Origin of the sequence: Streptomyces sp. M-16 (assembly GCF_052114405.1) — a bacterium.
Taxonomy (GTDB): domain Bacteria; phylum Actinomycetota; class Actinomycetes; order Streptomycetales; family Streptomycetaceae; genus Streptomyces.
The window spans coordinates 16,737-36,637 of the sequence record NZ_JBFRER010000056.1 but is presented as its reverse complement, the minus strand read 5'-3'; the positions used below and the strand labels follow the sequence as shown (position 1 = coordinate 36,637).

19 protein-coding genes are annotated in these 19,901 nt (G+C 72.2%); 10 read left to right on the top strand and 9 right to left on the bottom strand.

Translation table 11 applies throughout. The annotated features are described in order from the left end of the window. Window positions 1-35 precede the first annotated feature (35 nt). Together AB4039_RS24405 and AB4039_RS24400 are read left to right on the top strand one after the other, a co-directional pair. Window positions 36-623: a sigma-70 family RNA polymerase sigma factor gene (locus tag AB4039_RS24405; RefSeq protein WP_371675690.1), complete on the top strand. Its 588-nt coding sequence runs from the start codon at window positions 36-38 to the stop codon at window positions 621-623. Further along, window positions 620-1,339: an anti-sigma factor gene (locus AB4039_RS24400; protein ID WP_442271820.1), complete on the top strand. Its 720-nt coding sequence runs from the start codon at window positions 620-622 to the stop codon at window positions 1,337-1,339. Before AB4039_RS24405 ends, AB4039_RS24400 begins: the two co-directional genes overlap by 4 nt. An 88-nt stretch (window positions 1,340-1,427) precedes the next feature. Here AB4039_RS24400 and AB4039_RS24395 read toward each other — a convergent pair whose 3' ends face one another. The 3 genes from AB4039_RS24395 to AB4039_RS24385 all read right to left on the bottom strand — a co-directional run bounded on the left by AB4039_RS24395 (window position 1,428) and on the right by AB4039_RS24385 (window position 4,117). Continuing rightward, entirely contained in the window at window positions 1,428-1,877 is a 450-nt protein-coding gene (locus tag AB4039_RS24395; protein ID WP_442271819.1) for a VOC family protein, read from the bottom strand. A 184-nt stretch (window positions 1,878-2,061) separates the two neighbouring features. Further along, complete coding sequence (gene corA / locus AB4039_RS24390; protein WP_266844170.1) at window positions 2,062-3,144, bottom strand: magnesium/cobalt transporter CorA; 1,083 nt, start codon at window positions 3,142-3,144, stop codon at window positions 2,062-2,064. A 67-nt stretch (window positions 3,145-3,211) separates the two neighbouring features. Next, window positions 3,212-4,117 (bottom strand): LysR family transcriptional regulator ArgP, encoded by a 906-nt coding sequence (locus tag AB4039_RS24385; protein WP_266844168.1) that lies wholly within the window; start codon window positions 4,115-4,117, stop codon window positions 3,212-3,214. 69 nt (window positions 4,118-4,186) lie between these two features. Here AB4039_RS24385 and AB4039_RS24380 point away from each other — a divergent pair, with 69 nt between their 5' ends. The 6 genes from AB4039_RS24380 to dacB all read left to right on the top strand — a co-directional run bounded on the left by AB4039_RS24380 (window position 4,187) and on the right by dacB (window position 10,031). Then, entirely contained in the window at window positions 4,187-4,810 is a 624-nt protein-coding gene (locus AB4039_RS24380) for a LysE/ArgO family amino acid transporter (RefSeq protein ID WP_266843910.1), read from the top strand. Between the two features lie 103 nt (window positions 4,811-4,913). After that, window positions 4,914-6,062, top strand: coding sequence for an NUDIX domain-containing protein (locus tag AB4039_RS24375; protein WP_442271818.1), 1,149 nt, complete (start codon window positions 4,914-4,916; stop codon window positions 6,060-6,062). A gap of 191 nt (window positions 6,063-6,253) precedes the next feature. Further along, entirely contained in the window at window positions 6,254-7,033 is a 780-nt protein-coding gene (locus tag AB4039_RS24370) for a class I SAM-dependent methyltransferase (protein WP_442271817.1), read from the top strand. A gap of 70 nt (window positions 7,034-7,103) precedes the next feature. Beyond that, window positions 7,104-7,523, top strand: a complete 420-nt coding sequence (locus AB4039_RS24365) for a DUF6153 family protein (protein WP_442271816.1) — start codon at window positions 7,104-7,106, stop codon at window positions 7,521-7,523. A 63-nt stretch (window positions 7,524-7,586) separates the two neighbouring features. Further along, window positions 7,587-8,252 carry a DUF305 domain-containing protein gene (locus AB4039_RS24360; RefSeq protein ID WP_442271815.1) on the top strand — a complete coding sequence of 222 codons (666 nt, stop codon included), beginning with the start codon at window positions 7,587-7,589 and terminating at the stop codon, window positions 8,250-8,252. Between the two features lie 174 nt (window positions 8,253-8,426). Next, on the top strand, window positions 8,427-10,031 hold the full coding sequence (gene dacB, locus AB4039_RS24355) for a D-alanyl-D-alanine carboxypeptidase/D-alanyl-D-alanine endopeptidase (protein WP_442271814.1): 1,605 nt from the start codon (window positions 8,427-8,429) through the stop codon (window positions 10,029-10,031). A 1-nt stretch (window position 10,032) separates the two neighbouring features. Here the strand turns inward: dacB and AB4039_RS24350 are convergent, their stop codons facing one another. The 6 genes from AB4039_RS24350 to AB4039_RS24325 form a co-directional block, all read right to left on the bottom strand. Next, window positions 10,033-11,847, bottom strand: a complete 1,815-nt coding sequence (locus AB4039_RS24350) for an ABC transporter ATP-binding protein (RefSeq protein ID WP_442271813.1) — start codon at window positions 11,845-11,847, stop codon at window positions 10,033-10,035. A 606-nt stretch (window positions 11,848-12,453) separates the two neighbouring features. Beyond that, complete coding sequence (locus tag AB4039_RS24345; RefSeq protein WP_266843901.1) at window positions 12,454-13,449, bottom strand: carbohydrate kinase family protein; 996 nt, start codon at window positions 13,447-13,449, stop codon at window positions 12,454-12,456. Between the two features lie 83 nt (window positions 13,450-13,532). Then, window positions 13,533-14,375 (bottom strand): carbohydrate ABC transporter permease, encoded by an 843-nt coding sequence (locus AB4039_RS24340; protein ID WP_266843899.1) that lies wholly within the window; start codon window positions 14,373-14,375, stop codon window positions 13,533-13,535. 3 nt (window positions 14,376-14,378) lie between these two features. Further along, the gene (locus tag AB4039_RS24335; RefSeq protein ID WP_257553322.1) at window positions 14,379-15,248 is read right to left on the bottom strand and encodes a carbohydrate ABC transporter permease; all 870 of its coding nucleotides are present in this window, start codon (window positions 15,246-15,248) and stop codon (window positions 14,379-14,381) included. 217 nt (window positions 15,249-15,465) lie between these two features. After that, on the bottom strand, window positions 15,466-16,809 hold the full coding sequence (locus AB4039_RS24330) for an ABC transporter substrate-binding protein (RefSeq protein ID WP_266843898.1): 1,344 nt from the start codon (window positions 16,807-16,809) through the stop codon (window positions 15,466-15,468). An 80-nt stretch (window positions 16,810-16,889) separates the two neighbouring features. After that, complete coding sequence (locus AB4039_RS24325) at window positions 16,890-17,909, bottom strand: LacI family DNA-binding transcriptional regulator (protein WP_266843897.1); 1,020 nt, start codon at window positions 17,907-17,909, stop codon at window positions 16,890-16,892. Window positions 17,910-18,089: 180 nt separating this feature from the next. Here AB4039_RS24325 and AB4039_RS24320 point away from each other — a divergent pair, with 180 nt between their 5' ends. Together AB4039_RS24320 and AB4039_RS24315 are read left to right on the top strand one after the other, a co-directional pair. Next, window positions 18,090-19,436, top strand: coding sequence for a hypothetical protein (locus AB4039_RS24320; RefSeq protein ID WP_052872400.1), 1,347 nt, complete (start codon window positions 18,090-18,092; stop codon window positions 19,434-19,436). A gap of 335 nt (window positions 19,437-19,771) precedes the next feature. Then, window positions 19,772-19,894 carry a hypothetical protein gene (locus AB4039_RS24315; RefSeq protein ID WP_266844180.1) on the top strand — a complete coding sequence of 41 codons (123 nt, stop codon included), beginning with the start codon at window positions 19,772-19,774 and terminating at the stop codon, window positions 19,892-19,894. Window positions 19,895-19,901 lie beyond the last annotated feature (7 nt).

Below are 19,901 nucleotides of genomic sequence, written 5' to 3'. Positions count from 1 at the left end.
CGCCGCCCCGCAGGTCACGGCAGGAGGGGGCGCGCGTGAGGCGGCCGATCCCCTTCGGCGCACCGCAGGAACGGTCCGCCCCCGACCTCCCCGGCATCATGGAGCACGTCGCCCGCGGCGATCAGGACGCCTTCGCCGCGCTCTACGACGTGATCGCCGGCCCCGTCCACGGGATCGTCGTCAAGGTCCTGCGGGACCGGGCGCAGTCCGAGGAGGTCACCCAGGAGGTCCTGATCGAGGTCTGGCGACAGGCCCCGCGCTACCGCCCCGACAAGGGCACCGTCATGACCTGGGTGCTGACCATCGCGCACCGGCGCGCGGTGGACCGGGTCCGCTCGGCGCAGGCCGCGACCGCCCGCGAACAGGACACCGCGGCACGCGAACACGCCCGCCCCTACGACGAGGTGAGCGAGCAGGTGGAGATCCGGCTGGAGGGGGAACAGGTGCGCCGCTGCGTGCGCGGACTGACCGAACTCCAGCGCCAGGCCGTCAGCCTGGCCTACTACGGGGGGCTGACGTACCGGGAGGTCGCCGAGACCCTCCACACCCCGCTGCCCACGGTCAAGACACGGCTGCGCGACGGGCTGATCCGGCTGCGCGACTGCATGGGGGTCACGGCATGAGCCGCACGAGAACCGGCGCCGAGCAGTTGCACGCGCTCTCCGGGGCCTACGCCCTGAACGCGCTGGACCGGGCCGAACGGGACGCGTTCGAGCGGCACGTGGAGCGGTGCCCCCAATGCGCGCAGGACGTACGGGAGTTCGCGGCGACGGCCGCCCGGCTCGGCGCGGGCGTGGCGCTGCCCGCCCCACCGGGGATGCGGGCGGCGGTCCTGGGGCGCATCGACGGGGTCCGGCAGCTGTCGCCGGCGCGCCGGGGCATCGCCACCCTGCGCCGCCGTGCGCTGCCGCTGGCGCTCGCGGCCTGCCTGACCGGGGTGCTGGCGCTGGGCGGGACGGCGGTGTGGGAACACCAGCGGGCCCGCCAGTCGGCCGAAGCGCTCCAGGACCTGACGGCGGTACTGGCCGCGCCGGACGCCCGTACGGTGATCAGGCGGTCGGCGTCCGGCGCCACGGCGACGGTGGTGGCGTCCCCCTCCCGGGACCGGGCGGCCTTCCTCGGCTCCGGGCTGCCGGCGGCTCCGGAGGGGCGGACCTACCAGCTGTGGCTGGCCGACGGGGGCACGATGCGGCCGGCGGGGCTCATGGGCGGCGACGGCGCGACCGTCCTGACGGCTCCCCTGGGCCGCGCGACGGCGGTCGGCCTGACCCTGGAACCCGCGGGCGGCTCCCCCGCCCCGACCGGCCCCCCACTGATGCTCCTCCCCCTCCCCCACTGACGGCCGGCCCCCGACCCGGACGACCGGCGGGCCTCGCGGAGTACGAGGCCGCCCCGGACCGCTCCTGGACCGAGCCCGGCGCCCCTGATCAGGCGCCCGGGGCGGCGGCCGGGTCCGCCGGGTCCGCCGGGCCCGCCGGGAGGTTCAGCTGCCAGGAGACGCCGAAGCGGTCGTTGAGCCAGCCGAACCGGGGGCTGAAGCCGTACGAGTCCAGGGGCATCAGCTCCTCGCCCCCTTCGGCGAGGGCCCCGTAGAGGCGGTCGATCTCGGCGACGCTCTCGCACTCCACGAAGAGCGACACGGCGGGGGTGAAGCCGAAGGCGTGCTTGACGTGGCTGTCGATGCACATGAGGCGCTGGCCGGCGAGCGAGAAGGTGGCCTTCACCACCGTGCCCTCCTCGCCGGGCCCCTCGGCCCCGTAACGGGTGACGTCGAGGATCCCGGAGTCCTCGAACAGGGAGGTGTAGAGGGTCATCGCCTCTTCCGCCCTGCCCTCGAACATCAGGAACGGGGTGATCTTCTGTGGCAGCGAGGCCATCGTGCCCGCCTTCCGCGTGGTGGTGGGAGCCGTTCGCCCCCGAGGCTAGGACACGCCTGTGACACCGGCCCCGGGACTCACGGGCGGAGCGCCGGGCGGTCCCGGACCGGCCGGTCGTTCCGGCCGGGCGCGTCCGCTCGCACCGGCCGGCCCCGGCCGCTCCGACCGCGGGCGCGGCCCCCGCTCAGAGCCAGCCGTTGCGCCGGAACCCGCGGTGGATGACGAAGCAGGCGGCCGCCATCACGGCGACCACGATCGGATAGCCGTAGGTCCAGTGCAGTTCGGGCATGTTGTCGAAGTTCATGCCGTAGACCCCGCAGACCATGGTCGGGACGGCGACGATCGCCGCCCAGGCGGTGATCTTGCGCATGTCCTCGTTCTGGGCGACCGTCACCTGCGCGAGGTGCGCCTGGAGGACGGAGTCGAGGAGGCCGTCGTAGGCGTTGATCTGCTCGGTGGCGCGGAACAGGTGGTCGGAGACGTCGCGGAAGTAGGCGCGGGCCTCGGCCGGGATGACCGGTATCGGCTCCGTGGCGAGGTGCTGGAGCGGTCGGCTCAACGGCGCCACCGCCCGTCGCAGTTCGAGGAGTTCGCGCTTGAGCTGGTAGATCCGGCCCGCGTCGCCGCGCCCGCCGTGCTCACTGAACACGGCCGTCTCGACGGCGTCCATGTCGTTCTGCACGGCCTCGGTGGCGGCCACGTAGTCGTCGACGACGTGGTCCGCCATGGCGTGCAGCACCGCCGCCGGGCCCTTGGCCAGCTGCTCCGGCTGCGCCTCCAGGGCCTCCCGGACGGGGCCGAGGGTGCCGCGGCCGCCGTGCCGGATGGTGATCACGAAGTCCGCGCCGACGAAGGCCATCAGTTCGCCGGTCTCGACGACCTCGCTGGTCGCCGTCAGTTCCTCGTGCTCGACGTAGCGCACGGTCTTGAAGACGGCGAAGAGGGTGTCGTCGTAGCGTTCCACCTTGGGGCGCTGGTGGGCGTTGACGGCGTCCTCGACGGCGAGCGGGTGCAGCCCGAACAGTTCCGCGAGTCCGGCGAGTTCCGCCTGGGACGGCTCGTGGAGGCCGATCCAGACGAAACCGTCGCCCGTCTTGCGGACCCGCCGCAGCGCCTCCTCCACCTCGGCGCAGTCCTCCTGGCGGATGCCGTCGCGGTAGACGAGGCAGTTGACGACGGCGCTGCCGAGCGGGGAGCGGGCGGGGTGGCTGAGGTCGACGGCCCGCTGGTAGCCGCGTCGAACGGCCCGGCGCAGGTTGCTGAACATGGACAAGGACGTACTCCCCTTCGGCGGATCAGCGGCCAGTCTGCCACCGCGGAACCGGTTCGCCCGCTCACACCGGCCTCAGGGCCTCCTGCGCGCTCTCGGCGACCACCCGCGCGACGAGGGCCAGGGCGGGCGAGTCCAGCTTCCACTGCTGCCAGTACAGCGGTACGTCCAGCGGGCGCTCGGGTGCCAGCTCCAGCAGCCGCCCGGAGCGGATCAGGGGATCCGCCTGGGTCTGCGGCACCAGCCCCCACCCGAGCCCGGCGGCCACCGCGTCCCGGAAGCCCTCCGAGGTCGGCACGTGGTGCCGGGCCCGGGAGGCGCCCGCGGCGCCGGCGGTCAGCCCCCGCACGAAGGCGTCCTGGAGTTCGTCCCGCCGGTCGAACACGATCAGCGGGGCCTCGCACAGGTCCCGGGCCGGCGCTCCCGTCAGGTACCGGGCGACGAAGCCGGGGCTGGCCACCGCCAGGTAGCGCGCGAGACCCAGCGCCCGCACCGTGCAGCCCGCGACCGGGTCCGGGGAGGAGGTGACGGCCGCCATCACCTGGCCCTCGCGCAGCAGCGCCGTCGTATGGCCCTCGTCCTCGCGGTACAGCTCGAAGCAGACCGGCGGGTCCTGCGGCACCCGGGTGAGCGCGGGCAGGAACCAGGTGGCGAGCGAGTCCGCGTTCACCGCCATCGGCAGCCGCACCGGGCCGAGTCCGTCGGCGGCCCCCATCCCCAGCTCGGCCCGCGCGTCGCGCTCCAGGCGGGCCAGCTGCCGCGCGAAGCGGATCACCACCTCCCCCGACTCGGTCGGCCGCACCGGCTTGGTCCGCATCAGCAGCACCCGCCCGGTGCGCTGCTCCAGGGACTTCACCCGCTGGCTGACGGCGGAGGGGGTCACGTGCAGGGCGGAGGCCGCGGCGTCGAAGGTGCCCTCGTCGACGACCGCGAGCAGGGTCCGCACCTGTTCGAGGGGGAGCTCGTCCATCACGGGCGCTAATGGTACGTAAAAATCTTTAGCTGTACGCGGCCCCACGCCGTGTCTACGGTCGGTTCCATGAACAACGGCATCACCACAGCGGCCCTGGCCGGTTTCGGCACCGGCCTCTCCCTCATCGTCGCCATCGGCGCCCAGAACGCGTTCGTCCTGCGCCAGGGGGCGCGTCGGCACGCCGTGCTCGCCGTGGTCGCCATCTGCGCCCTCTCCGACGCGCTGCTCATCACCCTCGGCGTGGCCGGGGTCGGCGCGTTCGTCACCGCCTGGCCGGCCGCCCTGACCGCCGTCGCGATCGCCGGGGGCACCTTCCTCGTCTGCTACGGGATCCTCGCGGCGCGCCGGGTGCTGCGCCCCGCCGCGGGCGCGGCCCTCAGCGCCGGGGGCGCCGCCGCCGGCTCCGCCCGTACGGCGGTGCTGACCTGCCTGGCGATGACCTGGCTCAACCCGCACGTGTACCTGGACACCGTCCTGCTGGTCGGGTCGCTGGCCGCGGACCGGGGCGACCTGCGCTGGGCCTTCGGCATCGGGGCAGCCCTCGCCAGCCTGATCTGGTTCGGCGCGCTCGGCTACGGCGCCCGGCTGCTGAGCGGTCTGCTCGCCCGGCCGGGGGCCTGGCGGGTGCTGGACGGCCTGGTGGCCGCCACCATGGTGACGATGGGCGGCATGCTGCTGGCACGGGCCTGACCGGGGGCTGAGCCGCCCGGCCGGCCCGGCGGCCGTGGTACTGATGCCTGACGGCCGGGTGCTGCCCGTACCCGGCACGCCGCCGCCTCCAGGAGCCGCCGCCGTGCCCGACCGCCCGTCCTCGAACCCCGCCGCGCCGTCCCCGTCCTCGAACCCCGCCCCGTCCCCTTCCTCCGCTTCCTCCGCGTCGGTGCGCGCGTACTACGCCGGCCTGGCGGGCCCCCTCGTCGCCGCGACCGGGATCGTGCTGGACCTCCACGGCCGGGTCCTGGTCCTCACCACGTCCTACAAGGACGGCCTGGAACTGCCCGGCGGCACGGTGGAGGACACCGAGACCCCGGAGGAGGGGCTCGCCCGCGAACTGAAGGAGGAGCTGGACCTGTCCGTCCCGGTCGGCCGGCTGCTCGCGGTGGACTCCTGCCCGCCCGGCTCGCTGGGCCGTTCGCTCGTGGTCCACGTCCACCTGGTCGGACCGCTCGACCCGGCCCGGATCGCGGGGATCTCCTTCGCCGACGGGGAGATCACGGAGGCCCACTGGCTCACCCCGGAGGAGGCCGCCGAGCGGCTCCCCGACCGGATCGCCCCCCGGCTGCGCGCCGCCGTGGCCGCGCTGCGCTCGGGTTCCCTGGCCCACCTGGTCGGCGGCGTCCCCCAGCCCGGTTCCCCCGCCGGCCTCGACCCGGCCGCCCGCGCCGCCCTGGAACACGCGGGCGGCTACGACGAGGCCGGCCACCGCGCGGCCCGGCCCAAGGCCGTCACCGCCGCCAACGTGCTGTTCACCGATCGGGCCGGAGCGGTCCTGCTCGTGCAGCCGGGCTACGGCGAACCGGGCCGCTGGCTGCTGCCCGGGGGCGGTGTGGACAGCGACCTCGGCGAGACCCCCCGGGCCGCGGCCGCGCGCGAGGTCCGCGAGGAGATCGGCCTGGAACTGAGTCCGGGGCGCCTGCTTGCCGTCAACTGGTCCCACCGGCCCGGCTTCCCGGCACGGATCCGCTTCCTCTACGACGGCGGGGTCCTCGACCCGGACGCCCTCGCCCGGATCCGCCTGCAGCCGTCCGAGCTGCTGCGGTGGCGCACGGCGCGCCGCGACGAACTGCGCGGCCTGGTCAAGCCGCTGCTGCGCCGTCAGATCAAGGCCTGCCTGAAGGCCAAGGCCCGGGACTCGGGTCCGCTGGAACTCCACGAGGGCCGCCCTATCGGACCGAAGGGGCCGAAACAGCCGAGGGAGCCCAAGCAGCCGAGGCAGCCTTAGCAGCCGAAGGGCCACGCCACGTTACCCTGAGCCGGAACACCACTCAACCAAATACGACCTCATTCGCCTATCCAGCCAAGCAGTTGCCAGTCCATTGCCGATTTTGGCATGGCAGATGCACGATATGAGCAGGCAGGGCGGACCGGCGACGTGCCGCTCCTCCGACTCCTGCACCGAGCGAGGTGGACCCCATGAGCGAGCGCCGGGCGGACGGCAGCGCCGGAGACGTCGACTACGGCCGCATCGGCAGCGGTTACTCGGGCCACCGGCGCCCCGACCCCCGGATCGCCCGGCACATCGCCGATGCCCTGGGGGACGCCCGTACGGTGATCAACGTGGGCGCCGGCTCCGGATCCTACGAGGGGGCCGCCCGCTCCGTCACCGCCGTCGAACCCTCCCGCGCGATGCGCGCCCAGCGCCCGGCCGGACTGCCCCGGGCGGTCGACGCGGTGGCGGAGGACCTGCCGTTCGCGGACGGGGAGTTCGAAGGCGCGATGACCCTCTTCAGCGTGCACCAGTGGACCGACGCGCGGGCCGGCCTGCGCGAGATGCGGCGCGTGACGCGCGGCCCGGTGGTCATCCTGACCTGCGATCCGAAGCTGGTGCGCGACTTCTGGCTGTACTCCTACGCGCCCGAGGTACTGGACACCGAGGCGCGCCGCTACCCGCCGATCGAGGACATGGCCAGCGCCCTCGGCGGCACCGGAACCGTGGAATCCGTCCCGATTCCGCTGGACTGCACCGACGGTTTCAACGAGGCGTACTACGGCCGCCCCGAGATGCTCCTCGACCCGGCCGCCCGCCAGGCCTGTTCGGCGTGGAGCTTCGTCGACGACGGGGTGCGCCGGCGGTTCACCGCATCCCTGCGGCGCGACCTGGACTCCGGGGCCTGGGACGAGCGGCACGGCCACCTGCGCCGCCTCCCGGCCTACGAGGGCTCCCTGGTCCTCGTCCGCGCCACGCCGGCCTGACACCCGGCGGCAGCGCCGCATACCCCCTACCCCTTTGGAGTATCTGCGGCCGGTCGCCTACGATGCGGGCATGAGCACACGGGCGGAGCGACGGGACGGGCGGCACGGGCTGCCCGCGCGCCTGTTCCTGCTGCTCGCCCTGCTCACCGGGATCGTCGCCATGCACGGCCTGGGCCCCGGGCCGCTGACGCCGGCCTCCGGGCACACCACGCCCGCCGCGGCGCCGGCCGCCCACCGGGCGGCCGAGGACCACGTCCCGGCCGGTCCCTGCGCCTGCCCCGACGAGGGCGGCGCCGACGGGCACGGCCTGCRCGCCGACCCGACCTGCGCGGCGCCCGGCACGGCCGGAGCCCCGGTCCTGCCCGCCCCTGCGCCCGCCCCCGGGGACCTCCCGGCCATGGCAGCGGCCGCGCACGTGACCGCACCCGGGTCCGCGGTCCGGGGGCGCGCCCCTCCCTCCCTCAGCGAACTGCGGCTCCTGCGCATATGAGACGGCTCCGGCACCCGTGCCGCCAAGCCATTCCTCAGACCCCAGCACAGGAGCAGCACCACCATGACCATCCAGCGTTCCCTCGTCCGCCGCACCGTCGCCGTGGCCGCGGCGGCGACCGCCGCCCTCGTCCTCGCCGCCTGCGGCACCGACTCCGCGAAGGACTCCTCCGCGGGCGCCCCCGTGCACGACGGCCACGCCGCCGGCTCCCCGGCGTCCGCCACGCCCTCCGCCCCGTCCACCGCCTCCGCCACGCCCGGCCAGGGCGGGAACAACGCCGCCGACACGGCCTTCGCCCAGGGGATGGTCCCCCACCACCGCCAGGCGGTCGAGATGGCCGGCCTGGCCGCGACCCGCGCCGAATCGCCCGAGGTCAAGGCGCTCGCCGAGGAGATCAGGAAGGCGCAGGACCCGGAGATCAAGACGCTCTCGGGCTGGCTGACGGCCTGGGGGCAGCAGGTCCCCGCCGCCGACGCCGGTCACGGCGGGCACGCCATGTCCGGAATGATGACGGGCGGTGAGATGGACGAACTCACCAAGGCCTCCGGCAAGGAATTCGACGGGGCCTTCCTCCGGATGATGGTCAAGCACCACGAAGGCGCCGTGGCCATGGCCCGCACCGAGCAGTCCGCGGGTGCGTACGGGCCGGCGAAGGACATGGCCGCCGCCATCATCAGCTCCCAGAGCGCCGAGATCACCCGCATGAACACCCTCCTCGGCAAGAGCTGATCCCACCCCCGCGCCCCCGCGCCGCCGCGCCCGCGCCGCGCCGCGGGGGTCCGCGGGCGGGGCCCCGGCCCCCTCGGACGTGTCGGCGGACGGGTGATGTGCGGCCCGTCGGGGGACGTGCCACGCTGGTCGCAGACCCGGACAGGCGACCGTCGCGAGGAACGGGGGCGCGCTGTGGTGCGAGGAGCGAAGGCCGGATCCCTCAGACGCCGCGTCGCCGCCGGTTGCGCGGCCCTGCTGCTCGCGGCCCTGGCCTCGGGCCCGGCCGCCGGATCGGGAACCGCGGCGTCCGCGGAAGACGCGGCCGGCGGGCTCGACCCCCGGATCACGGCGATCATGCACAAGCCGGAGTACCGCCACGCCCGGTGGGGCCTCCTGGAGACCGACCCCGCCGGCGGCCGGGTGGTGCACAGCATGTCGCCGGATACGTTCTTCATCCCCGGGTCGACGGCCAAGCTGTTCGGGGTGTCCGCAACCTGGCGGACCCTGGGCGCCGACCACCGCTTCGTGACCCCGCTCTACGCGGTCGGCGAGCGCCGCGGCGGCACGCTGACCGGCGACCTGGACCTGGTCGCGCAGGGCGACCTCACGATGGGCGGCCGGACCGCCCCCGACGGCACGGTCGCCTACACCGACCTCGACCACACCTACGCCAACGACTTCCCGGGCGCCACGCTCACCCCGGAGAACCCCCTCGCCGGCATCGACCTGATCGCCCGCCAGGTGCGCGGCGCCGGCATCACCCGCGTCGACGGCGACGTGATCGTCGACGACCGCCTCTTCCTCCCGGAGCCGGTCTTCGATCCCACCCCGACCCCGCTGATCGTCAACGACAACCTGATCGACCTGCTCACCACGCCCGGGGACCGTCCCGGCGCCGCCGCCCGCCTGGACTGGCGGCCCAAGGTCGCCCCGTACGAGGTCACCTCGACGGTGAAGACCGTGGCGGTGGGCCGCCCGGCCGCCGTGACGGTGACGACCACCGGCGGCGGCACCCGGATCCGGCTCTCCGGCACGATCGCGGCGGACGCGCAGCCGCTGCTGCGCACGGCCCCGGTGACCGATCCGGCGGCCTTCGGCCGCACCGCCCTGATCGAGGCACTGGCGCGGGCCGGGGTGGGCGTCACCGCACCCCCGACGGGCCCCGACCCGGTCGGCCGGCTGCCGCGGGACTACCGGGGCCGGCCGCGCGTGGCCGCGTACACCTCCCCGCCGTTCGTCCAGTACGCCACGCTCATCCTCAAGGTCAGCCACAACCTGGGCGCCAACCTCGACATGTGCCTGCTGGCCGTCACCGCGGGCAGCCGGCAGTGCATGGACGGCTTCCCGGTGCTGGCCGGCTTCCTGGACCGGGCGGGCGTCGACCGCGAGCAGGCGGAACTGCTGGACGGCCGGGGCGGCAACCCCGCGGACCGCGCCACTCCGCGGGCGCTGGTGCAGATGCTGACGTACTGGCAGCGCACTCCGGAGGCCGAACGGTTCCGGGAGGCCCTGCCCGTCCTGGGCGTCGACGGGCTGCTGGCGGACAACTGCCGCGACTGCCCGGCCCGCGGCAAGGTCTTCGCGAAGACCGGGGCGGCCGTCGGCCCGGACGCCCTCAACGACCGCCTGGCCGTCGGGGCGATCACCATCGCGGGATACCTGGACCAGGGCGACGGCCGCTACGACACCTTCTACGCGGGCGTCAACGGCGCCTCCACCCCGACGGCCGACCCCGCGGGCGTGCTGTCCATCGCCAACGACCTGGCCATGATCGCCGCCTACCTCCAGGAGCGCTGATTCAGAGCGAGTCCGAGCGGGCCGGAACGTCGTCGAGGAAACCGCCCGACTGGTGCTGCCACAGCTTCGCGTACGCGCCCTCCGCGGCCAGCAGCTCCTGGTGCGTGCCCTGTTCGACGATCCGTCCCCGCTCCAGGACCACGAGCCGGTCCATGGTGGCCACGGTGCTCAGCCGGTGTGCCACCACGAGCGCCGTCCGTCCCTCCATGAGCCGCCACAGCGCCTCCTGGACGAGGAGCTCGCTCTCGGAGTCCAGGGCGCTGGTCGCCTCGTCGAGCAGCAGGATCGGCGCGTCGCGCAGGATCGCCCGCGCGAGGGCGACCCGCTGGCGCTGCCCGCCGGACAGCTTGATGCCGCGCTCGCCGACCATGGTGGCGAAGCCGTCCGGCAGGGCGTCGGCGAACTCCGTGACGTGCGCCGCCTCGGCCGCGCGCCGGACTTCGGCGTCGGTGGCGTCGGGCCGGGCGAAGGCGATGTTGTCGCGCAGCGTGCGGTGGAACATCGCCGGGTCCTGCGGTACGTAGGCGATCAGGCCGCGCAGATCGGCCTGGCGCAGCCGGCTGATGTCCTGGCCCCCGATGGTGATCCGGCCGGCGTCGATGTCGGTCATCCGCAGCAGCAGCCGGGTCAGGGTGGTCTTGCCCCCGCCGGACCGGCCGACGAGTCCGAGCTTCGTCCCGCCGGGCACGTCCAGGTCGAGGTGCTCGAAGAGCGGCTCCCCGCCCCCGTGGGCGAAGGTCACCCCCTCGAACCGGACGTCGCCGGCCCGGGAGCGCAGCGGCTCCGGCGCGGCCGGGTCGACCACGGTGGGCGGGGTCAGCAGCAGTGCGGTGAACTGCGCGGCCTCCGTCATCGAGCTCTCCAGGCGGCGGTAGATCTGGTTGAACTCGAACATGATCCGCGTGGCGTTGGCGAAGTAGGTGAAGGCGACGACCACCGCCTCCACGCCGTGCGTCCCGCCGCCCAGCGCGACGGCGAGCAGCAGGCCGAGCGCGTTGGTCAGTACGGACATCGGCGCGACGAGCGTGTCGATGCGCAGGTTGCCGTAGTCCCACGACCGCAGCATGAGCCGGCGCGAGCGCGCGACGCGCGAGCGGTGCTCGGCGGCCTCGCGTTCCTCGGCGGCGAAGGCCCGGACCGTGTCCATGTTCATCAGGCTGTCGGCGACGTGGCCCGACACGTGGGCGATCGCCTCCTCGCGCTGGTCGACCAGGGCCTGGCGGCGCCGGATCAGGGGCAGCACGCACACCGCCGTCACGACGATGAGCGACAACAGCCCGACCACGAGCAGCGGTTCGTACTGCCACAGCACCACCGATCCGAACAGCAGCGGCACGAGGCTGCCCAGTACCGAGAACGTCAGCGTGTCGACGAACTCCTCGAAGCGGGACGCGAAGCTCAGGACCCGCTTGGTCAGCGATCCGGCGAAGTTGTCGTGGAAGAACGCGGCGTCCTTGGCGAACAGCTCGTCCATGCCGATCACGTACAGGCGCTCGATCCCGAGGGCGTCGACGCGGTTCAGGAAGTGCAGCCCGAGGCGCCACAGCCCCTCGGAGAGCAACAGGACGCCGGCGAAACCGAGCACGTAGGGCAACGCCGGGCCCACCCCCGCTCCGGCGCCCGAGGCGATGCGGCCGACGAGCTTGGCGACGACCAGCGGCGCGAGGTAGTTGATGCCGATGTTGCCCAGCGCCGGGAGCAGCATCGCCGGCCCCGCCAGTCGGCGGAGCCGGACCAGTTCGCGGCCGTAGTAGCGGAGTGCGAGGAGTACCGGACCCCTGCCGGTCGGACCTTCGGACGATTCAGCCGTTCCCATCACAACCCTGCGTCCTCGTGGGGCGAGACGCCGTCACCTCGCCGGGTGCGGGCCAGGAACCGCAGTGTCCCGCGAGCACGCCCGCCCGGTCCACGCGTTTTCCCGTGTGGGGGACACGGCGCCGGCGCTGCCGGCGGACCCGGTCCCGGAAACGAGCGAGGGGCCGTTTCAGATTTCTCTGAAACGGCCCCTCGATCTACGACTCTTACGAGTCGGGACGACAGGATTTGAACCTGCGACCCCTTGACCCCCAGATCGACGGGTCGGAGGAAAAATCGCGATATGGGCCGAAATTCGAGGGTGCACAGCGTGCACTTCCGTACCTGCTGTGCACCCGTCGACATGTGCGCTGGTCCCCAGGTGGTCCCCAAGGGGCACCATCTGACCCCGGGCCGCCCTCCATCACAGACTGCCGCCAAGGGGAAGCGGCTCAGGAAGCAGTGTGGCGCCACTTCCGTCGGCCGCCCCCCGCCCCCCAGTCCGCGCAACCCGAGCAGAACCCGTCCCAGCCTCCGGCTCTTCACCGTCCATCGTCGCCAGAGCGGCGGATCTGGACCGCTGACGAGGCCGTCCGCTTCCTCCACGGGTTGGCGCCGTTTCCCAGGCTCATGTGCTGTGGATGTTCCCTCGTGCGCCCGGGTTCTGGGCGGGCCGGGACGCCAAACGTTCTGCCCAGGGCGGGTCTGCGCCGGGGACGGAGCAGGTGAGGGCGGCGACGCGGGCGGCGAAGGAGCAGGCGTCGGTGGTGCCTTCGAGGGTCAGGGCATCGAGTCGGCCGCCGAGGTGTCCGAGTGCGGTGAGGCGGTGCAGCAGGCCGGCGGTGAAGGCGTCTCCGGCGCCGACGGTGTCGATGACGTCGACGGCCGGGGCCGGGACGGTGACGCGTGCGCCGTCGAGGGAGGCGAGGGCGCCGCGTCCGCCGAGGGTGATGACGACGAGGCGCGCGCCGGCCGCGTGCCAGGTATCGCAGGCCTGTTCGGGGCTGGCCCCGGGGAGGAGCAAGCTGAGGTCGTCTTCGCTGAGGCGGAGGATGTCGGCCACGGCGCACCAGTGGTGGAGCCGCTGGTGGTAGGCGGCGGGCGGTACGAGGAGTGGGCGGACGTTGGGGTCGATGGACACGGTGGCGTGCTCGCGTGCCTTGGCGAGGTAGTCCTCGATGTGGCTGCCTCCGGGGCGGCGTATCAGCGCCAGGGAGCCGGTGTGCACGGCGACGGTTTCGCCCGGCACGGTGTCGGACAGTTCGTCGGCGGTCCACTGCCAGTCGGCGGCGCCGTCGGCGAAGAAGGAGTAGGTGGCCTGGCGGGTCTCGTCGAGGTCGGCGATGGCCAGGGTGCTGGGCTCGGGGGCGGCCACGCTGCCGCTCAGGTCGACGCCGGAGGCGCTGAGGCGGTTGCGGAAGAGGGTGCCGAAGACGTCGTTGGAGATCCGGGCGAGGAAGCGAGTGGGGGTGCCGAGTCGGGCGAGGGCAACGGCGGTGTTGGCGGGGCCGCCACCGGGCAGGACGCGCAGGGCGAGATCGGCGGGGCTGGACAGGGCGGGGTCGGTGAAGGCGTCGGCGACGCACTCGCCGAGGACGGTGACGCTGCTGGTGGGGATGTTCATGGGCTGTCTCTCTGTAAAAGCGCAGTGCGGGGGGCTCGGTCGTAGCGTTCGTCCTTGACCTTGCGGATGGACACGCGCCGGACTCAGCCCTTGACCGCAGAGCTGGCCACGCCTTGGACGAACCACCGCTGGAAGAACGCGAAGACGATCAGCACCGGTAGGACCAGCAGGACGCCGAAGGCGAGGATCTGGCCCCAGTCCGGGGGCTGCTGGCCCTGGAAGACGCTCATCTCCAGCGGCAGCGGGCGGACCGACGGGTCGGAGACCATCAGCACAGGCCACAGGAACGAGCCCCACTGGATAAGAAAGGTCAGGATCGCCACTGAGGCGAAGGCCGGCTTGCTCATCGGGACGATGATCGCGAAGAAGGTGCGCCAGGGGCCCGCGCCGTCGATCCGGGCGGCTTCCTCGATGCTCGGTGGGATCGAGCGGAAGAACGTGTGGAACTGATAGACCGAGAAGGCGTTGGCGATGAAGGGGAGCGCCAGGATGTAGAGGGTGTTGCGCTGGTCGTTGAACATGTAGAAGAGCGGGACGGCCACCGACTCGAACGGGACCAACATCAGCAGCAGAATGAGCGTGAAGACGGCTTCGCGTCCGCGCCACTTCAGCCGTGACAGCCCGTACGCGGCCATCGAGTTGACGAACAGGCCGCCCGTCACGACCACGAACGCCAGCAGCAGCGAAATGCCCATGAAGCGCCAGAAATAGCCGGTGCTGTCGGAGTTGAGGCTGCTCAGGACGGCGGAGTAGTTGTCGAAGGACAGGTCGGTCGGGAGGAAGCCGGAGAGACCGTTCAGGATCTCGTCGGACGGCTTGAGGCTGCCCAGGAACAGGTAGATCACCGGTAGCACGAAGACGGAGGCCAGCACGCTGAGTACGGCGTAGTCCGTGAAGCGGCGCAGGGGCGTAGGGGTCGTGCCCATGAGTCAGTCCTCGTTTCCGGGCCGGACGACGCGGCGCTGGATGAGGGTCAGGACGACGACGATCAGGAAGAAGACGACGGTGATCGCGGACGCCTGGCCGATGTTGTTCTGGTCGAAGGCGGTGGTGACGGCCTGGTACATCACGGTGCGGGTGGCGTCCTCATCCAGACCGCCCCCGCGGACGAGGACGTACACCTGGTCGAAGACCCGGAAGGAGAGCACCGAGGTGAGCATCGCAACGAAGACGAGGGTGGAGTGGATGCCGGGCAGGGTGACGTGGCGGAACTGCTGCCAACGACTGGCGCGGTCGAGTTCGGCGGCCTCGTAGAGCTCACCCGGGATCTGCTGGAGGCCGGCGAGCAGGATGACCATCTGGAAGCCGACGCCCTGCCAGATGGACAGCACGACGATCGAGGCCATCGCGGTGGCGGAGTCGCCGAGCCAGTCGAAGGCGCCCCAGTTGCCGAAACTCACCGCGTCCAGCGCGGAGTTGAGCATGCCCTGGTCACTGCGGGCCAGTATGAGTCGCCAGATCACGGCGACCAGCGCCATGGGGAAGACGACCGGCATGAAGAAGAGCGACCGGAACAATCCGATGGCCTTGAGCTTGCGGTTGAGCAGGATCGCCAGGGCCAGTGCCAGGGCCGTCTGCACGGGTACGACGAACACGGCGAAGGTCAGGTTGTTGAGCAGGGCCCGCAGGAACGGGCCGGACAGGTCGGGGTCGGTGAACAGCCTCCGGTATTGCTCCAAGCCGAAGAAGCTGGGCTCCAGCGGGGAGCCGAGGCGGACGTTGTAGAAGGAGAGCACCACGGCGTAGCCGAACGGCACACCGACGAAGACGATCAGTCCGACGACGGCCGGGGCGGACATGAGTAGTCCGTGCAGCCAGTCACGGTTCTTGCGGCCCGGCCGCGCTGATCGCGTCGATCGCGCGGATGTCACGGATGTCACGGATGTCACGGATGTCACGGATGAGGCCTGCTCCGGGCCGGGCGGCGCGGCGTGCGCGGGTTCCACGGATGTCACGGGAGGGTCCTGTTCCTGGCGGGGTGGGCGCGGCAGCCGCGGCCGCCCGGGCCGATGGGTCCTAAGGGATCTTGTAGCCGGCGTTGTCGGAGAAGTCCTGGTCGATGGCGCGGGCGGCCTTTTGCAGAGCGCTCTCGGGGTCGGCGCCACCGTAGATGGAGTTCAGGGCCTCGCTGAACTTCGAGGTGACCAGGGGGTAGCCGGCGGTCACCGGACGGGTGACGGCGACGCAGGACTTGGTGATGTCCTTGTCGCCGCAGGGCTTGGCGAGCTGGTCGGCGTAGAGCTGGAGCGGGCCGCCCTGCTTGTAGAGCTCGCTCTTGCCGAGCGCGGTCTTGGTGGCGGGCACCGCCCCGTTGGCCGTCGTCATGGCGGTGATGTTGGCGTCGTTCAGGAGGGTGTCCAGGAACGTGCCGGCGGCCTTGGCGTTCTTGCTGTGGGCGCCGATGCCCCAGGCCCAGGAGCCCTGGCCGGTCTTGGGGCCGTTGCCGAAGTCGGGCAGCGGCAGTACGACGAGGTCGTCGCCGAGGGCCTCGCTGTAGGCGGGGTACATCCAGTGGCCGACCCAGCTCAGGGCGACGCGGCCCTTGGCGAAGGCGTTGCCGTCGGTGTTGGGGTCGACATACGTCTTCCAGGACTGGAAGGTCTTCATGGCCGAGATCACGGCCGGGGTGTCGAGGGCGCCTTCCGCCTTGCCGTCCTTGAGGAGGGAACCTCCCGCGGACCAGACGACCGGGGCGAAACCGTAGGTGCCCCACTCGTTGGCGTAGCCGCCGGTCTCCTGGAGGTCGAGGGTCTTGCCGTCGGTGTCCATGGCCTTCAGCGCCCCCAGCGCGGCGGTGAACTCCGTCGCCGTCCAGTCATTGGACAGGCTGGTCGGGTACTTCACCCCGGCCGCGTCGAGCAGCTTCTTGTTGCCGTAGATCCCCAGGCCGGAGTCGAACATGCCCAGGCCGTAGTGCTTGCCGCCGACCTCGCCCTGCGCCTTGCTCGCGTCGGTGGCGTTGTCCATGGTCTCGGTGGAGACGTGCGTGTCGATGGGGGCGAGCTTCTTGTTGTAGACGAAGTTCGCCATGGTCGGGCCGTCGAACTCCATCACGTCCGGCAGCTTGGAGGCGTCGGTGGCCGTGATGGTCTTGGTGTAGTCGGCCTCGGGGATCAGCTTCAAGTCGACCTTGATGTCGCCCTGCGAGGAGTTGAAGGACTTCACCGCGTTCTGCAGCGCACTGGCCTCGTTCTTCTGGCCCTGGTGGGCCCAGACGCTGATGGTGCCCTTGCCGCTTCCGGCCTCGGCGGAGACATCGGTGCCGCCGCCCGAGCCGCAGGCGGCCAGCGCCACCACGGGGAGGGCGAGGGCCAGGCCCGTACGGACGGTACGGCGGTACTTTCTGTTGGTCGAGCTCATGGGTTTGTGCCTCCGTGCTGTGGCGAGGGTTCGAAGTGCGGGGGGAGCTTTCCGGGGCGTGGGGGTGCGGCGCTCGGGGGTTACCTCGGGCCGCGCAGGCGCGGCGGGGCGGTGGTCTCGCGCAGGACGAGACGGATGGGCATCTGCACCCGCCCCGGCGGCTCGGCGTCGGGTTCGTCCAGTTGCCGCAGCAGCAGCCGGGCGGCCTCGGCGCCCTGGTCGGCAACCGGCTGGGCGACGGTGGTCAGTCCGACCACGTCGGCGAGTTCGTGGTCGTCGAAGCCGACGACGGACACGTCGTCCGGCACCTTCAGCCGGTGGCGGCGCAGGGCGCGCAGTGCGCCCATCGCCATCTCATCCGACTGCGCGAACACGGCAGTCGGCGGGCGGGAGACAGCCAGCAGCTCGGTCATGGCCCGCTCACCGCCCTCGACGGTGTAGTCGCCGTCCGCTTCCAGGGCCGCATCGTGCTCTATACCCGCATCGGTCAGGACGTCCAGGTAGGCGCTGCGCCTTTCGACGGGGGTGGTCCAGTGCAGCGGCCCACTGGACCCGCTGATCATCCCGATCCGTCGGTGACCGAGGTTCACCAGGTGGCGTACGGCGCTCTCCGTTCCGGCCCGGTCGTCGATGCCGACGACGGTGAAGCCGAGCCGGGCTCCGCCGACCGTGGTGGCCAGCGGCACCCCGAGTGAACGCAGTGCAGCCGACTCCTCCTCGTCAGGGATGAGGAGCGACAGCACGGCGTCCACCCGCTTGCGGACCGGCAGCTTGGTGAAGAAACGCTTGCGTGTCTCCGGCGATCCCAGGTTGTACAGCAGCACGTCGTACCCGGCGGCGCTGAAGACCTGCTCGGCGGCGTCCAGCACGGTGCCGAAGAACCAGCGGCCCACGTACGGGACCACGACCCCGATGGTGAAGGTGCGCCCGCTGGCCAGGCTCGACGCGGAACGCGAGGCGGTGTAGCCGAGCTGGGCGGCGAGGGCCGCGATCTGCGCCCGCACCTCCTCGGACACGCCCGGCCGTCCGCGCAGCGCGCGGGACACGGTGGACGTCGAGACTCCGGCGGCGCGGGCGACATCGGTGATGCTGGCCGTCACGGCGCATTCCCTCCCGTTGGTTTCACGTCGATGTGATCTGCAGGTGACGTGACCGTAAACCCGCCCTCGTTGTTGCGCAAGCGTTTGCGTTCGGATTTACTTGGGCTGATCCTTGAGAGACCTTTTTGTTATCAAGCATCAGCGCATACGTTTGGGCGCTGTGAGCCGACAGGAATGTGCATGCGATACGCCCCGCCCGGCCTCTGTGTGAACGACTTCGCCCTCCTGCGGGACGAGGACGGCACATACGCGGTGCTGCACCTGCAGGGGCCCTGGACAACGGAGTTCGATCATCTGCGGATGGAGACCTCCTACGGCCGGGCAACCTCCACCGACCTGGTCCACTGGCAGCCCCAGGGCACCGCCTTCGGCAACGGCCTGCCCGGCCGCTTCGACCAGCAGGCCGTGTGGACCATGCATCCCATCCGGCACGGCGACGCGATGACGATGTTCTACACCGGCGTCTTCGGTCTCACACCGGGCGGCTGGCCGGTCCAGTCGGTCGGACTGGCGTACTCGGACCGCACGGACGGCACCGGTTGGCGCCGCCATGGCACCAGGCCGGTCGTCGAGGCGGACCCGCGCTGGTACCGCACCAGCGAGAAGATGGCCTGGCGTGACCCGTTCGTCGTACGCGATGACGCGTCGGACGGCTGGGTCATGGTCGTCTGCGCCAGCGACGCCTCCCTCCCGGTGGAGGTCAGCGGCTGTGTCGCCCTGGCCACCTCGGCGGACCTGGAGCACTGGACCGTCCATCCRCCGCTCATCTCCCCCGGTGACGTCGATGAACTGGAGTGCCCGGTCCTGGAACGCCTCGACGACGGAAGCTGGCTGCTGCTCGGCTCCATCGGCGCGACCCGCGGCTTCGAGTCGTGGACCGCCCCCAGCCTGCGCGGGCCCTGGACCCGCCGCGGTCCCCTCGGCCCGGCCGGCGCCTACGCCCCGCGCGTCATCGTCGCGCCCGATGGCTCCCGCGTCGTGCTGCACACTACGCCTCGCCGGGTCGGCCTCACTGACTCCGGCGAGACCTGCCGCGGGATGCTCGCCCAGCCCAAGTCCCTTGTCATGTTGGACGGTTCGACGCCCCGCCTGGAATGGTGGCCCGGCCTGGACGTCTGGCTCGGCGAGGAAACGGAGCACCCCGCCCCGCACGCAGTCGGCGACATCGGCCTCACCGGGCCCGTCGACGTTATTCTCCGCACCGATTCCCCGGACGGCAGCCCCGCCCTCGTTGTCGGCTGCGACGGCAAGAACCTCTGGGTCACCGGCCCCGAGGGGACCCGGCTCGGCGAGACCGTCCTGACCGAACCCGCCGCCACGCTGCGCATCCTCACCATTGGCGAGTACGTCGAGGTCTACGCCGACGGCCTCTTCGTCCTGACCACCCTGTGCTACTCCGGGCACCCCGCCCCGTGGACGGCCGCCACCGAAGGCCGCGAACGCACCATCCCTGTCCGCCCGATCCGGCTGCCCGACCCGCACCGCGACGACGCCTCGGCCATCTGGCCAGGCTCCACAACACCCTGACGGGCGACAGCCCACGCCCGTCTGATCGTCACCCGGCACGACCCCGGAAAGGCTCAATCGGGTGTGCGAGGACATCGACCGCCCGCCAGGAACTGGCCAGTCAGCTAGAGCGCTCCACCGGGCGGAGTGCCAAGATCTTCCAGAGGGACACCTTGCTGTCCATGGCGTTGACGCGGGCCTGCGTCATGCCGACGGCAGCCGCGATGCGTGCCTGGCTGGCCCTGCTGTACTGCTGGCCGTGGCGGAACACGGTGCCGATATCGCGGGTGCGGAGGGCTTGGCGGACATCTGCGCGCTCCCATGCCCAGTCAGGCAGAGACGTTGGTACCTGCGGTGTGGTCACGGTCCTCGGCGACGACCTCGGCGCCACCGCGCTCGCCGCGCACGCGGGAGTCAGCGCGCGCCACCTGGCCCGGCTGTCCTCGGCCAGCTCGGACAGACACCTGCCCAGTTCGTAGGGACCGC